Here is a 16,026-nt window from a genome sequence, read left to right on the forward strand (position 1 = left end):
GCGTACCTTTGCGGATTAATAAGACAAATTAATGCCATATCAAGTCATTTTAGTTGGGGCAAGCGGACTTATTGGCAGTCACTTACTCTCTGCACTAATCGAATCCACTGAAATATCCAGGATATTATTGGTGCTTAGAAAGCCACTGAACATTTCTATTCCTAAAGTTCAGGAATTGATCGTTAATTTTGATGAATTAGAGCATTGTTCTACTGATATCAAGGGTGATATTATGTATAGCTGTCTTGGGACTACAAAAACTGCGACTCCTGATTCCGGTCTATACAGAAAAATAGATTTTGAATACCCATTAAAAAAATTCCGCAGCACCAAGGCAGAAATCGTTGCGCGGACAATGCTTAATCAATCATTAAAAGAACTTAAGGGAACTTTTATATATCCTTCCATACAAATACAAGAATTAGCGTGAGCATTTTATCTACAGAACAATTAGGACATTCATTTAACGATAACTGGTTATTTAAAGACCTTTATTTCGGTCTTAACAAAGGCGATCGGGTAGCACTGGTTGGCATTAACGGAACAGGCAAATCAACATTACTTAGAATACTTTCGGGTATTCTACAAGCAAGTCTTGGTAAAGTTGTAACAGAACGGGATCTGCGGATAGGTTACCTCGAACAGGACCCTCAATTCAGCAATCAGGAAACAATCAGCGACTTCATATATTCTATTGGAAATGAGCGTCAGCAATTGATTCGTCAGTACGAAGAGGCTGTAAATCAGGAAGTTCATGATGAAAAACTCCTGAACAGACTGATGGATGAATTAAGTAATGCAAATGCCTGGGAGTATGAATATGAAATAAAAACAATTCTGGGCAGGATGGGAATACAACATCTGGAACAAAAAATTGTTACTCTTTCGGGAGGACAAAGAAAGCGTCTGGCACTTGCTAAACTACTGATCGACGACCCTGATGTTTATATTCTGGATGAACCAACCAACCACCTGGATATTGAAACAATAGAATGGCTGGAAAGCTATATGACCAGTGGGCAAAAAACAATACTGCTGGTAACACACGACAGGTACTTTCTGGATAATGTTTCTACCCGGATTATCGAACTTGACAGAGGTAAAATTCAAAACTTTAACGGAAATTACAGCTATTATCTGGAGAAGAAAGCCGAACAAAATGCTGCTGAAGATGCTACTTTCAGTAAAAACACGAATCTGCTGAAAAAAGAACTGGAATGGATGCGTCGTCAGCCAAAGGCCAGAACTACTAAATCAAAATCAAGGATCGACTCCTTTTATGACCTTGAAGAAAAAACCAAGGGCAGAAATGTTAAATCATCTCTTGAATTAAGTGTCAACGTTTCCAGACAGGGAAATAAGATCCTGGAACTGGAGCATGTAGGTAAATCATTTAATGGCAAACCCATAATTTGTGATTTCAGCTACATCTTTAAAAAAGGCGACAGAATTGGAGTAGCCGGCAAGAATGGAACAGGGAAATCTACGCTGCTAAATATTATTACAGGAGCCCTAAAGCCGGACAGCGGTAAGGTTAATGTGGGAGAAACAACCGTGTTTGGCTATTACAGACAGGGTGGACTTGAGTTTAAAGATGATGAGCGTGTAATAGATGTGGTCAAGAATATTGCAGAATATATAACGATGGCTGATGGAAAAAATCTGACCGCAAGCCAGGTTCTAACCCACTTTCTCTTTCCACCGGCAAAGCAATATGGTATGGTAAATAAATTAAGCGGTGGTGAAAAGAAACGACTTCAGCTTATGCGGGTTTTGATGAAGAACCCTAATTATCTGATACTGGATGAGCCAACAAACGATTTGGATATTGATACATTAAATGTTCTGGAGGATTTCTTACTTAATTTTCCCGGGATTCTAATGCTGGTATCACACGACAGGTATTTAATCGATCGTTTAACCGATCAGCTCTTTATTTTTGAAGGTGATGGTAATGTACAAATCTACTCTGGTAACTATACTGATTACAGACTTGAGCAAGAAGAGCCAAAAAAGCCAGCAAAACCTGAAAATAAAGCTGTACTAATAGCCCCCCATTCTGAGACTACAAAAAGAAAACTAAGTTTTAAGGAAAAGAAAGAGCGTTCTGAATTTGAAATAAGTATAAAAGAACTGGAGCAACAGACAGAAGCCCTTACATCCGAACTAAATTCAGGAATAACTGATCACAATAAACTAACCGATATCGCCACCAAAATAAAGGATATTAAAGACAAGATTGATGAGCAAACATTTCGTTGGCTGGAATTATCGGAATAAAAAAATGAATATGAGTACATCAGATCTATTGGCATCCGCAGGAGTAAGCTTGCTGCTTATCGCATTTTATCTCAATTTAAAGAAATTGATGCCGACAGAGAGCAAATGGTACAGCGCCCTAAATTGTACAGGGGCAGCATTGTGTGGGTATTCTTCCTATCTCATACAATTTTACCCATTTGTTTTTCTTAATGGTGTTTGGGCGATAGCAGCTATCATCTCTCTTTTTAAGAATGTTCCACGTGGAACAATTATTAAAAAGTTATGATTATTTTTACAAACTCAATAGTTCCACGTGGAACATCATAAAAAATGTTTGATAAATACGATATAATAGTGGTAGGTGCCGGGCATGCAGGTTGCGAAGCAGCAGCGGCAGCAGCTAATCTGGGTTCCAGGGTTCTATTAATTACCATGAACATGGAAACAATAGCCCAAATGAGTTGTAATCCGGCAATGGGTGGTGTTGCCAAAGGACAAATTGTTCGCGAGATTGATGCAATGGGTGGATACTCTGGAATAATCACGGACAAAACTACATTACAGTTCCGCATGCTAAACAGCTCTAAAGGACCAGCCATGTGGAGCCCGAGGGCACAAAACGACAGAAAACGCTTCGCAGAAGAATGGAGGTTAGCATTAGAACGCACACCCAATGTTGATTTTTGGCAGGATACAGCCACTTCTCTACTAATAGAAAATAATAAAGTATGTGGTGTAAGGACATCTCTTGGCCTAAAAATAAGATCAGAAGCAGTTGTATTGACAAATGGAACATTCCTGAATGGGATAATCCATATAGGTGAAAAGAAATTTGGAGGAGGTAGAACAGGAGAGAAATCAGCAACAGGAATAACAGAACAGCTGGTTGAATTAGGATTTGAAGCTGGCAGAATGAAGACCGGAACTCCTCCCCGGGTAGACGGACGTTCACTGGACTATTCAAAGATGGAAGAACAATGGGGCGATCCTGATCGTGGAAGATTCTCCTATACCGATGTGGTTTTATCAAAAGAGCAAAAGTGCTGCTGGATAACCTATACAAATTCTGAAGTACATGAAACGCTTAAAGAAGGCTTTGAAAAGTCTCCAATGTTTACGGGCCGTATAAAAGGATTAGGACCACGCTACTGTCCGTCGATAGAAGACAAAATCAATCGCTTTGCTGAACGCGACAGGCACCAAATCTTTGTAGAACCTGAGGGATGGAATACTGTAGAGATCTATGTAAATGGTTTTTCAACTTCGCTACCCGAGGACGTACAATACAGGGCATTAACGAAGATTCCGGGTTTCGAAAAAGCAAAAATGTTCAGACCAGGCTATGCAATTGAATATGACTTCTTTCCGCCTACACAATTGGGACTTACTCTTGAGACAAAAAATATAGACAATCTATATTTTGCCGGACAGATAAATGGAACTACAGGATATGAAGAGGCAGCCTGCCAGGGCTTTATGGCTGGAATTAATGCTCACCTAAAAATAAATAACAAGGAAGAACTAATTCTAAAAAGAGCTGAATCGTATATCGGTGTATTAATAGACGACCTTGTCACAAAAGGCACCGACGAACCTTATCGTATGTTTACCTCAAGGGCCGAGCATAGATTACTACTAAGACAGGACAATGCCGATATCAGATTAAGTCCAATAGGTCACAGTTTAGGCTTAATCTCAGATGAACGGCTTGATAAAGTAAAAAGGAAAATAGAAAATGCCGATCATCTGGTTAGCTACTTAAAAACTACTTCAATTGGACCCGAGGCGGTAAATGCAATCCTTGAAGAACAGGGAACACCGGGTATTTCCCAAAACGTAAAAATGTTCCAACTGATAAGCAGACCTCAAATAGGATTTGAAAATCTTAAAAAAACAGATACTGTGTTCAATGAATTACTAAATAAATATGACAAGGAAACCGTTGAACAGGCAGAAATAAAAGTGAAATACGAAAGCTATTTTGAAAAGGAACTCGAGATAGTTGACAAAATGAAACGAATGGAAGATCAGACAATCAACCATGAATTTAATTATCTTGACCTCGTTTCATTGTCAAAAGAAGCAAGGGAAAAACTGATGAAAATAAAACCGCGAACTCTGGGGCAAGCTTCCCGTATTTCAGGAGTTTCACCCTCAGATATTTCAGTTCTAATAGTCCATATGGCCAGATAATTATTAAGTATCTCATTATCAGATTATTAGATACTAATTTGGTTGGCTTTAAATAATATGATATACGTAACTATCTCGCCTTAGTTAATAATACTAATCCAAAAACACTGAAAATCGTCTATAAGGCTTATAAATGGCAAATAATAAAAAGAGGGTAGTTTCTTATACATCGATCGTCCTGTTTTGGCTAGCGACTTTTGTATCGGGCTGTGCAAGTATGCAATCGCCAACAGGCGGACCAAAGGACAGTATACCACCGGGAATAGTCAGCGAGCTTCCAAAAAATTACACAAAAAATTTTACTGCAAAAAAAGTTGAAATAGAGTTTAATGAATTTGTAAAATTAAGTAATGAGTATACTGAAATTAGTATCTCACCAGCCATGGACATTCCTCCAGGATTCCGAGTAAAAAAGGAAAATCTGGAAATCGAATTTAAACAGGAACTTGAAGCAAACACAACTTATTCAATAAATTTTGGTAAGGCAATAGCAGATGTCAACGAGAGTAATATTCTGAAAAATTACTCCTACGTTTTCTCAACAGGAAATGAAATTGATTCTCTTTCCATATCCGGGAGAGTAATCAACTCTCTAACCAAGGAAAAACTGAAAGATGTTACCGTCTTCATTTTACCTCTTGGTCAGGATTCGCTATTCGGAAAAAAGAAAGCGAGCGTATTCAATATAACTGACACAGCTGGTACATTCAAATTATCCAATCTACGAGAAGATACCTACAAACTATATGCCTTGCTCGAGCAAGGTGGAGATAGAATATACAACGGTCAAAACGAAGAGATTGGCTTTATGCAAAATCCCCTCAAACTAACAAAAGATACCAGTGGAATTGTTTTGCAGGTATTCAAAGAATATCCCACTGTTTTTATGGTAAAGGATCGTAGAATCGAGGGAGATGGGAGAATTAATTTGACCTTTAACAGACCTATAATTGAGCCAACGATAAGCATAATTGAACCGGCAAGCATCGATCAAAGTAAGACAGTTGAATTCAGCTTGACCCGGGATTCGGCAACAGTATGGTTGCCAGAACTAAGTTTTGATTCAATCGATGTTGTAGTTAACTCAGCGGGAAAAGCACTTGACACTGTCACACTCAGAAGAAATAAAAGAGATACCTATGTCAAATCCCTCGTTGCATCCGACAACCTATCAGGAAGCAAAATCAGACCAGGTTCAGAATTAATACTGAAATTTTCTTCCCCTATTCAGTCCTATCAGGAAGCAGAAATCACGCTTCTCGAAGACTCCATACCAGCTAAAGGTTATCAGATAATCAAAGATCCTAACTCACTTAGAACCTATAGCTTAAAATATCCATGGAAGATAAAAAAACAATATATTTTGAAACTGGCGGAGAATGCCTTTACGGATGTTTTGAGTACTAAATCAAAGGTTTATTCCAAGAAATTTGAGTTGGATGTTGACGACAATTATGGAAGTATATCCATAAACGTTAGTGTTCCCGACACGACAAAAACCTATCTGGTTCAATGGTTAAACGAACGGAAAGATATCCTTAAACAAAATTCGATTAAAAAGAACACCTTGCTGAACTATATAAGATACCCTACTGCCAAATATTTAATCCGTGTTATTTATGATGATAATGCTAATGGGGAATGGGATACCGGAAATGTTAAGGAAGGAAGACAACCCGAAAAAACCTGGAACTTTGACAAAACAATCTCTCTTAGACCTAACTGGGATTTAGAGGAAAATGTAGTTATTCCGGATCCTCAATAAACCACGTGGAATATAATTTATAGTTTTCAGGGAGCTTATTAAGCATTTCTATTTGCTGATCTGTCAGAGGCTTAATCTTTCTGGCGGGTATGCCCGCATACAAATACCCTGCTTCGCAAACAGTATTCTCAAGAACGATAGCTCCGGCAGCAATTATACAATACTCATTAACAATAGCATGATCCATCACAATGGCACCCATTCCGATGAGCACATGATCATACAATGTGCAACCATGAACGAGCGCGTTATGGCCTATTGAAACATTGTTGCCTATTTCAGTAGCTGCCTTCTGATAGGTACAATGTATTACAGCCCCGTCCTGGATATTGGTATTATTACCAATCCTGATATAATTAACATCCCCCCTGATTACAGCATTAAACCAAATGGAGCAATTATTACCTATAACAACATCACCAACTATAGTACTGTTCTCTGCAAGGAAACAATTAGTCCCAATTTCAGGAAAGACATTCTTAACCGGTAGAATAAGGGCCATAAAAAAATATATTAAAAAACAGTATCATGTGGATCAAGCGCATGGGGCTTATAGTCAGTTGTATAATGAAGCCCCCTGCTCTCTTTTCGTAACATTGCTGATTTTATAACGATGTAAGCATTCTGAATAACATTTCGAAGCTCACATAATTTAACAGACAGTGTTGTCTTCTTGTAAAAACTTTCGGTTTCTTCATACAACAAGCCTAAACGTCGCATGGCTCTTTCCAGTCGGAAATCAGATCTTACAATTCCAACATAATCACTCATAACCTTTTGGGTTTCGCGAAGATTGTGAGTTACCAGAATGTCTTCATTTGAAAGTTTGGTATCTGTTTCGTCCCATTCAGGTATACTATCAGGAATTTCATAATTCTTAAATACTTTGATCGCATCTTCATAAATTCTGTGAGCAAAAACGGGAGCTTCGAGCAAAGAATTAGACGCCAGTCTGTTTGCTCCATGCAGGCCGGTTGAGGTACACTCTCCACAGGCATAGAGCCTGTGAATAGAGGACTTACCATCCTCGTCAACAAGTATACCACCACACATATAATGAGCTGCAGGGGTAACAGGAATTAGATCACGAGTCATATCCAGACCGATGCTCAAACATTTTGCGTAAATATTAGGGAAATGGGATAAAATATCAGCCTTTTCGCGATGTCTGATGTCAAGATAAACAAAATCATCACCTGATTTTTTCATTTCAGCATCGATAGCTCTCGCTACAATATCACGCGGAGCTAAAGAACCGCGTTCATCATAATTCTGCATAAACTCCTCGCCATTCTTCGTTTTAAGCACACCGCCAAAACCACGAACAGCCTCAGATATTAAAAACGAAGGATATTCTCCGGGATTATATAAAGCCGTAGGATGGAATTGAATAAATTCCATATTTCTCACTTTTGCCTTAGCACGATAAGCCATGGCAATTCCATCGCCGGTTGCGATAACAGGATTTGTAGTTGTAGCATAAATATGACCAGCACCGCCGGAAGCCATTAAAGTCACCCTCGATAAAAACTTTTCAACTTTATTAGTTGAGGTATCAAGCGCATAAATCCCGTAGCATTCAATATTATCTGATTTTCTACCAACTAATTCGCCAATATGATGTTGAGTTATTAATTCAACTGCGAAAAAATGTGTTAAAATCTCAATATTAGGGTCACTATGGATTTGGGCAAGCAGTGCTCTTTCAATTTCAAAACCGGTTATATCCTTATAGTGAAGAACCCGACTTTCAGAATGGCCACCTTCTTTAGCAAGGTCAAATATTCCTTTGTTTGTTTTATCAAAATGGGTACCGTACCTAATAATTTCATCAATACGTGCAGGTCCCTCTTTAACAACAATCTCAACTATGTTCCGGTCACACAGTCCATCGCCGGCAATTAATGTATCATCAATATGCTTTTCAAATGAATCTTCCTCTTTATCCACAACAACAGCAACACCACCCTGCGCATATTTAGTATTGGATTCATCCTCATTAGCTTTTGTAACTATCAGAACCTTACCGTATTTGGCAGCTTTTAATGCAAAACTTAATCCTGCAATCCCGGATCCTATCACTAAAAAATCAACATTTTTCATGCATGAAAAATTATGGAATATTGAATATTAATAAACATGTTAACAAGCTCCTCAAAGATGTTAATTTAGTACTATTACTGGTTGATTATTTTACAAACAGACTCATAAATACTTCTAATAAGCCGAATTTACCTTATTTTTGAATTAGTTATGAGCAAAATATAAAGAGTATTCCACTTTTTACAAGAAGCAAAAAACAAACAAATAAAATTTCTAAAAAATACTCGTAAAAGTAAATACCTTAATAATCAATTAATTAAACAAAAAATATGTTTAGAATTTGTGGATAATTAATTAAAAATAAATAAGACGATAGAATATTTAGTTTATTACTCACAATACCAACACTCTAATAAACAATAAGATTCTTATCTATAATATAAATTATAATTATTGAATAGTTGATAAATGGATACCTTAGAAGAATTAAATATTAAAGGTTTTATTGATGAGCCAATAGATCCGACTCTTGATCTTTTTACTGAAATTAACAGACTGAAAAAGGAAAAAAATGCAGTTATTTTAGCGCATTATTATCAGGAGCCTGACATCCAGGATATTGCAGATTTTATTGGAGACAGTTTGGGTTTATCACAGCAGGCAGCTAAAACAGACGCAGATGTAATTGTATTTGCCGGTGTTCATTTTATGGCCGAAACAGCAAAAATATTATCTCCGTCAAAAAAAGTATTATTGCCTGATTTAAAAGCAGGATGTTCATTATCAGATAGTTGTCCGCCAAAATTATTTGCAAAGTTTAAAGAGAAGTATCCAGATCATTTAGTAATAACCTATGTAAATTGTACTGCTGAGTTAAAAGCGATGAGCGATATAGTTTGTACTTCCTCAAATGCAGTACAAATTGTGGAAAGCTTACCTAAAGATCAGAAAATTATTTTTGGACCGGATAAAAATTTAGGCGCCTGGGTAGCCAAGAAAACTGGCAGGGATTTAGTTTTATGGAACGGGGCATGTATGGTTCATGAAATTTTTTCACAGCAGCGTATTTTAAAATTAAAAAACAGACATCCGGAAGCTAAATTTATTGCACATCCTGAATGTGAAGAAGCTATTTTAAAGATGGCTGATTTTATAGGATCTACTACCGGTTTGTTGAAGTACACTATAAATAATCCGGCTAAGGAGTTTATTGTGGCTACTGAAAGTGGTATTATCCATCAGATGGAAAAGGCTAATCCGGATAAAATATTTATTCCGGCTCCGCCTGATAATTCATGCGCATGCAATGATTGTCCGCATATGAAAAGAAATACACTTGAGAAGCTTTACTTGTGTATAAAGAATGGTCTGCCGGAAGTTACGGTTCCAGCAGAAATTATAAAAAGAGCTCAGTTACCCATTGAACGTATGCTAGAAATTTCTGCCAAACTAGGTTTATAAAATGAATGAAGGTACATCGGGTTTTTTAAAGAACTATGCCAGTATCATCAGGCTACTTCTTGGTATAACGATTGGAACCTTTTTGGGTATGTTTTTAGGCAAGCAGGTTGAAGTTATTAAACCCATTGGGGATATATTTTTAAACCTCCTTTTTACAGCAGTAATACCCCTTATTTTTTTCGCGATAGCATCCTCAATAGCCAATATTGACCGTTCAAAAAAAATGGGTAAGGTTATGATGGTTATGATCCTTGTATTTTTGGGAACAGTGCTTATATCGGCCATACTAACAATTTTCACAGTTTGGATATTTCCTCTTCCACAGAATATTGAAACTGCAGCAAACGTAGTAGAAGAGGTACATACAGCAAGTTTTGGTGAGCAGGCAACCAGTTTATTAACAGTCAATGAATTTTCGGACTTATTATCCCGAAAGAGTATGCTGGCATTCATTATATTTTCCCTGTTTATTGGATTTGCAACCTCAAGATCTGGCGAAGTGGCCGAGCCTTTTAAGAAATTTCTGATAGCAGGCGATGAGGTTATGAAGCAATTCCTGATCATGATAATGAAGCTTGCACCTATTGGATTAGGGGCTTATTTTGCATACCAGGTAGGTGTCTTTGGTCCTCAGCTATTTGGAACTTATGGTCACTCTATGGCCATATATTATGGTTTTTGCACCTTTTATTTCATTGTATTCTTTACTCTTTATGCTTTCATAGCCGGCGGAATTCCGGGAGTCAAAATTTTCTGGAAGAATAATATCGTTCCAACATTTACAGCAGTAAGTACTTGTAGTAGTGTCGCAACAATTCCGGCTAACCTTGCTGCTGCCCGGGCGATGAAGATACCCGAGCATATCAGTAACCTGGTTATTCCTCTTGGAGCCCCGCTTCATAAAGATGGGTCAAGTGTTTCTTCAATAATAAAAATTGCAGCCGTATTTGCGATAATGGGGAAGGATTTTATGGATCCGGGCACCATCTTGATGGCTCTGGGTATAACTATCATTGTAAGTATGGTAGAGGGTGGAATTCCAAATGGGGGTTACATAGGAGAAATTCTGGTAATGACCGTTTATGGATTTCCTGTTGAAATGTTACCTGTTGTAATGATAATAGGCACTCTTGTAGATCCCATGGCTACCGTTTTAAATGCTACAGGTGATACTGTTTCGGCTATGCTGGTGACCAGGTTTACAGAAGGAAAAAACTGGCTTAAAACTGCTATTTAAATTGCCATGAATTTTATTTTTTCATTATACCTTTTCATTTTTTCTTTTTTCCACGAACAGCCGATAGATCTGAATACCAGATTTAATACCGGGCAACTGATCGTGGTAACTACAAATTCCTGGAATAAGATTGAGGGTAAGATGTCTGTTTATAAATATAAAGGAAATCGCTGGGTGCCCGTTTTTACAAAAATCCCAATTGTTACAGGCAGGAGTGGGATGGCCTGGGGAAAAGGTTTGCACAAAGCAGAACTGAACAGGGGAAAATTAAAAAAAGAGGGTGATGGAAACTCACCAGCAGGGATATTTCATCTGAGTGGTTTGTTTGGCTATGAGGATATTCGTTCTGAAATGAATTCTATGAAAGTTGATGATCGGACTTTTTGTATAGATGATTCAAAATCAGCATATTATAATCAGATAGTTAAGTCAGATACAGTCAAAAAGGACTGGAATTCAGCCGAAACTATGCGTATGAAAAGCGATGTGTATAAGTTTGGAATTTTTGTGGATTATAATGTGAAGCCTGCTATACCCAATATGGGATCTTGTATTTTTATGCATATCTGGAGCGGAAGTAATAAGCCAACGGCTGGTTGTACTGCGATGAAGGAGTCTGATATTTTAAAACTGATTGATTTTCTTGACAAAAGGAAGAACCCGATCCTGGTTCAGGTGCCACAATCTGAGTACAGCAAGTTAAAAGGCATGTATAAATTACCATAAGCCTTAAACTGCGCTTCTTTAAAAAATTAGCACCTTTGTATTTTAAAAGCTAAATATGTTTGAAAATAAAGGACGCACAGAGATTGAGCAATTGGGTGAATTTGGCCTTATCGATCATTTGACGAAAAATTTTGATATAAAAAACGAGAGTACAGTAAAGGCTATAGGAGATGATGCTGCTGTACTTAGTTTTGAAGGAAAGAAAACCCTAATATCTACAGATCTCTTACTCGAGGGAATCCACTTCGATCTTTCTTATACTCCATTAAAGCATTTAGGATACAAGGCAATTCAGGTCAACCTAAGCGACATTTATGCGATGAATGGAACTGCTACCCAGGTAACAGTTTCTATCGGCTTATCGAGCAAATTTCCGCTTGAAGCTGTCGAAGAATTGTATCAGGGAATCAGTATTGCCTGTGAAAAATTTGGTGTAGACCTTGCCGGAGGTGACACCACTTCATCAAAACAGGGCCTTGTGATTAGTGTAACCAGCATTGGTTATGCTGATGAAAAGGACATATGCTACAGAAGTGGTGCAAATGAGGGAGATCTTTTATGTGTTTCGGGGGATCTTGGCGGTGCTTATATCGGTCTGCAGTTATTGGAGCGCGAAAAGGGTATTTTTCTTGAAAACCCCAATATACAACCCGACCTGGAAGGAAAGGATTATATTGTTGAACGGCAGCTGAAGCCAGAAGCCCGAAAAGATATAGTTGAGGCTTTGAAACAGATGAAGATCAAACCAACAGCGATGATCGATATTTCGGATGGCCTTGCTTCTGAGATTTTGCACATCTGCAAGCAATCGGATAAGGGCTGTAATTTGTATGAAGAAAAGATCCCGATTGACCCAATGACCTACGATACAGCCCGTGATTTTGGAATCGACCCAACTGTGTGTGCATTAAACGGAGGTGAAGATTACGAATTGCTCTTTACCATCAAACAGTCGGATTTCGAAAAGATCAGGAATAATCCGGATATCTCAATCATCGGACACATGACAGAAGCTTCGGCAGGCTGTAACCTGATTTCAAAATCAGAGAAGGTTCATCCAATCAAAGCACAGGGATGGAATTCTTTAAAGGGAAACCAGGAATGATTTCCCGGGCAGAAGGCTGAGAATTTTTATATTTAGGTAATTATTGCAAAAATGATTCTAAGAACAAGTAAGCTCATTTTATTTCTTCTCATTTTTTCAACGGTGCTAAATGCTCAAAACAAAAATGTTGATGCACCAGCCCCTGTTTTCCCTTTGCCCACAGAGGAGCAGATGCAGTGGCACGAGATGGAGACTAATGCATTTGTGCATTTTACATCCAATACTTTTACCGGTCTGGAATGGGGTTATGGCGACGAAAAGGAATCGATATTTAATCCAACAGCTCTTGATACCCGGCAATGGGCCAAAGTCCTGAAAGAAACCGGTTTTAAAACGCTGATTCTGACTACAAAGCATCATGATGGCTTTTGTCTCTGGCCAAGTAAATACACAGAACATTCGATAAAAAACAGTCCTTATAAGAATGGTAAAGGGGATCTTGTAAAGGAAACAGCGGAGGCTGCAAAAAAATACGGACTAAAATTTGGGGTTTATCTCTCTCCATGGGATAGAAATCACCCGGAATATGGAAAGCCGGCTTATCTGGATTATTACCGAAATCAGCTTAGCGAATTGTTTAGCAATTATGGTCCCGTTTTCGAAATGTGGTTTGATGGTGCCAATGGGGGTGATGGATATTATGGGGGTTCACGCGAAATCCGCAAAATAAACGCGGTTAGTTATTACGACTGGCCAAAAACTCTGGATATAGTTCGTAATATTCAGCCCAATGTGATCTTTTTTAGTGATGCCGGACCGGGTGTAAGATGGGTAGGTAATGAACGTGGACTGGCGGGTGAAACTAACTGGAATACCATATCTACAGATACCTTGCATGCAGGTAAACCAGGGATATCGGACATCTTAAATTCAGGTTCGGCAGATGGGGATAAATGGGTGCCGGCAGAGGTGGATGTATCAATCCGTCCGGGATGGTTTTATCATGCCAATGAAGATTCCAAAGTAAAAACCGCAGAGCAATTGTTCGAGATCTATCTGAGTTCGGTTGGCCGTGGTTCGACACTTTTACTCAATATTCCGCCCGATCAGCGCGGACTTTTCCATGAAAAGGATATTGAATCCCTGAAGGGATATAAAAAGTTACTGGATACTGAGTTTGCTTTCAATATTGCTAAAAAGGCCAGGGTAAAAACCAGCTCCACCCGATCAAATTCTCCTATTTATGCAGGTAAAATGATTACGGACGAAAAAAAAGACACTTATTGGACTACCGATGATGATTTGAATATCGGTAGCTTTGAAATTGATCTGGGTAAAACAGCAACAGTTAAGTATATCGTATTGCAAGAATATATTCGTCTGGGGCAAAGAGTAAAGGCATTTACTGTCGATATCTGGAAAGATGGTACCTGGCAAAAAGTTGCCGCAGCAACAACGATAGGATATAAAAGAATATTGAGGATAGATCCTGTCAATACTTCGAGAATCAGGGTAAATATCAATGATTCCAAGGCTTGCCCATTAATCTCAAGTGTTGAGATCTATTGATTAAACCTAACTGTCTAAAGAGATGAAAAACATATTTTTAATTCTATTTACCTGCAGTGCATTCAGTACAGCACTTGCACAAAACAGTAAAGCAGCTTACAAAACCACAAAAGAAAGGGGTGTTCAAATCGTCGAAGCCTCCTGCGGGCAATGTCAGTTTAAGATGGAGGGTAAGAGCTGTGATCTGGCTGTCCGGATTAATGGAAAATCTTATTTTGTGGATGGAACTAAGATTGATGACCATGGTGATGCCCACGCAAAGGACGGTTTTTGCGAAAAGATCAGAAAAGCTGAGATAAAGGGAAGTATTGTTAATAATCGATTCGTTGCAACTTATTTTAAGCTCATACCCGAAACGACAAAAAACAATTAATCGTCGTCTTCACTGATAAATTTCTGATCGAGTTTTTTGCCGGTTCTGGCGCCTAGTTTTTTAATCTTCTCTGCCGTCGTGCTCAGGTTTCCCCTACCGCTGGATAATTTATTGATCGCTTTGTCATAAGCATCCTGGCTTTGTTTGATGTTTTTGCCGATACCTTCCATATCAGCCATAAAGCCAATGAACTTATCGTACATTTCACCGCTCAGGCGGGCTATTTCCATAACATTACGGTTCTGCCGTTCTTGCTTCCACATACTTGCAATGGTGCGCAATGTTGCAAGTAAAGTAGATGGGCTTACAATGACCACATGCTTCTCCCAGGCAAAATTAAATAGCTCAGCATCATGCTGTACCGCGATACTGAAACTGGACTCAATTGGAATAAAAAGCATTACAAAATCAGGGGAATTGATTTTATACAGTTCACTATAATTTTTGGATGAAAGCTCAATAATATGATTTCGAATGGAGCTAATATGCTGTTTAGTGAACAAATTACGGTCTTCATCACTTTCACAGTTTACGAGCCGCTCATAAGCAGTAAGGGAAACTTTTGCATCAATGATCAGGTGTTTATCGTCCGGCAGATCGATCACTACATCGGGCTGGAAGCGACTGCCATCTGAAGATTGATGAGAAGCCTGGATGCGGTATTCCTGATCTTTTACAAGTCCTGAACGTTCCAAAACCCTTTCCAGAATTAGTTCACCCCAGTTTCCCTGCTTTTTACTATCTCCCTTAAGAGCCCTGGTAAGATTTTTGGTTTCCTGATTCATCAGGTTGGATTGTTCGATGAGCTGATTGATATGTCCCCGTAGGATATTCCGCTCATCCGACTCGGCTTTGTAAACCTTGTCTACTTTATCTTCGAAGGTTTTAAGATTTTCACGGAGAGGTTTAATTATCAGATCTAGATTTGCGCGACTATGTTCAGTAAATTTTACGCTCTTTTCTTCCAGAATCCGGGAAGCAATCAGCTCAAAATCTTTGTTGAATTTTTCCTGATTGTTTTTGATCTCAGACTTTTGCTCTTCTATTTTTTCCTGTTGAGCCTGTAAATAAGCGCGTGAACTTTCGAGGGAACGCAGGGCTTCAGATAGTTTTTCACGCTCTGCATTCAACTCTTTTTTTAAATAGTCCTTTTCTGTTCTTAGATTCTCAGCCCGCTCCTCTGCCTTTGCCAAACTGATTTTTAATTGTTCATTCTCAGTTTTGAGACGGTCGAAGTCCTCCTGAACAGTAATACCTGATTTTGGTTTTGCACGTAAGAGAATGAATAGAACAACAATAATTATAGCCGCTGCCGGCAGAATGTAGATTTCCATTTCTTTAATTTATCGAAG

14 protein-coding genes are annotated in these 16,026 nt (G+C 38.4%); 11 read left to right on the forward strand and 3 right to left on the reverse strand.

Annotated elements, in window-relative coordinates:
* The first annotated feature begins 31 nt into the window (after positions 1-31).
* The 5 genes from Q8M41_RS08670 (at position 32) to Q8M41_RS08690 (ending at position 6,220) form a co-directional block, all read left to right on the forward strand.
* Positions 32-430, forward strand: coding sequence for a hypothetical protein (locus Q8M41_RS08670; RefSeq protein ID WP_305364859.1), 399 nt, complete (start codon positions 32-34; stop codon positions 428-430).
* The gene (locus Q8M41_RS08675) at positions 427-2,280 is read left to right on the forward strand and encodes an ABC-F family ATP-binding cassette domain-containing protein (protein ID WP_305364860.1); all 1,854 of its coding nucleotides are present in this window, start codon (positions 427-429) and stop codon (positions 2,278-2,280) included. Before Q8M41_RS08670 ends, Q8M41_RS08675 begins: the two co-directional genes overlap by 4 nt.
* A gap of 10 nt (positions 2,281-2,290) precedes the next feature.
* Positions 2,291-2,548 (forward strand): hypothetical protein, encoded by a 258-nt coding sequence (locus Q8M41_RS08680; protein WP_305364861.1) that lies wholly within the window; start codon positions 2,291-2,293, stop codon positions 2,546-2,548.
* A 44-nt stretch (positions 2,549-2,592) separates the two neighbouring features.
* On the forward strand, positions 2,593-4,455 hold the full coding sequence (gene mnmG / locus Q8M41_RS08685; protein ID WP_305364862.1) for a tRNA uridine-5-carboxymethylaminomethyl(34) synthesis enzyme MnmG: 1,863 nt from the start codon (positions 2,593-2,595) through the stop codon (positions 4,453-4,455).
* A gap of 133 nt (positions 4,456-4,588) precedes the next feature.
* A complete protein-coding gene (locus Q8M41_RS08690; RefSeq protein WP_305364863.1) occupies positions 4,589-6,220 on the forward strand; it encodes an Ig-like domain-containing domain in 1,632 nt (543 codons plus the stop codon).
* On the opposite strand, the gene Q8M41_RS08695 is transcribed toward Q8M41_RS08690, so the two are convergent.
* Both Q8M41_RS08695 and nadB read right to left on the reverse strand, forming a co-directional pair.
* On the reverse strand, positions 6,201-6,722 hold the full coding sequence (locus Q8M41_RS08695; protein ID WP_305364864.1) for a gamma carbonic anhydrase family protein: 522 nt from the start codon (positions 6,720-6,722) through the stop codon (positions 6,201-6,203). The genes Q8M41_RS08690 and Q8M41_RS08695 overlap by 20 nt on opposite strands.
* A gap of 11 nt (positions 6,723-6,733) precedes the next feature.
* On the reverse strand, positions 6,734-8,323 hold the full coding sequence (gene nadB, locus Q8M41_RS08700; protein WP_305364865.1) for an L-aspartate oxidase: 1,590 nt from the start codon (positions 8,321-8,323) through the stop codon (positions 6,734-6,736).
* A 408-nt stretch (positions 8,324-8,731) separates the two neighbouring features.
* Between nadB and nadA the strand changes: the two genes are divergently transcribed.
* Genes nadA through Q8M41_RS08730 form a run of 6 tightly spaced genes read left to right on the forward strand, consistent with a single transcriptional unit; the run spans position 8,732 to position 14,674 of the window.
* The gene (gene nadA, locus Q8M41_RS08705) at positions 8,732-9,724 is read left to right on the forward strand and encodes a quinolinate synthase NadA (RefSeq protein ID WP_305364866.1); all 993 of its coding nucleotides are present in this window, start codon (positions 8,732-8,734) and stop codon (positions 9,722-9,724) included.
* Between the two features lies 1 nt (position 9,725).
* Complete coding sequence (locus Q8M41_RS08710; RefSeq protein ID WP_305364867.1) at positions 9,726-10,961, forward strand: dicarboxylate/amino acid:cation symporter; 1,236 nt, start codon at positions 9,726-9,728, stop codon at positions 10,959-10,961.
* A gap of 6 nt (positions 10,962-10,967) precedes the next feature.
* Positions 10,968-11,687: a L,D-transpeptidase gene (locus Q8M41_RS08715; protein ID WP_305364868.1), complete on the forward strand. Its 720-nt coding sequence runs from the start codon at positions 10,968-10,970 to the stop codon at positions 11,685-11,687.
* Between the two features lie 55 nt (positions 11,688-11,742).
* The gene (gene thiL, locus Q8M41_RS08720; RefSeq protein WP_305364869.1) at positions 11,743-12,792 is read left to right on the forward strand and encodes a thiamine-phosphate kinase; all 1,050 of its coding nucleotides are present in this window, start codon (positions 11,743-11,745) and stop codon (positions 12,790-12,792) included.
* Positions 12,793-12,843: 51 nt separating this feature from the next.
* On the forward strand, positions 12,844-14,301 hold the full coding sequence (locus Q8M41_RS08725) for an alpha-L-fucosidase (RefSeq protein WP_305364870.1): 1,458 nt from the start codon (positions 12,844-12,846) through the stop codon (positions 14,299-14,301).
* A 22-nt stretch (positions 14,302-14,323) separates the two neighbouring features.
* Positions 14,324-14,674, forward strand: a complete 351-nt coding sequence (locus tag Q8M41_RS08730) for a DUF6370 family protein (protein WP_305364871.1) — start codon at positions 14,324-14,326, stop codon at positions 14,672-14,674.
* On the opposite strand, the gene rmuC is transcribed toward Q8M41_RS08730, so the two are convergent.
* Positions 14,671-16,008 carry a DNA recombination protein RmuC gene (gene rmuC, locus Q8M41_RS08735; protein ID WP_305364872.1) on the reverse strand — a complete coding sequence of 446 codons (1,338 nt, stop codon included), beginning with the start codon at positions 16,006-16,008 and terminating at the stop codon, positions 14,671-14,673. The genes Q8M41_RS08730 and rmuC overlap by 4 nt on opposite strands.
* Positions 16,009-16,026: the final 18 nt, after the last annotated feature.

Origin of the sequence: Daejeonella sp., assembly GCF_030684675.1 — a bacterium.
Taxonomy (GTDB): Bacteria; Bacteroidota; Bacteroidia; order Sphingobacteriales; family Sphingobacteriaceae; genus Daejeonella.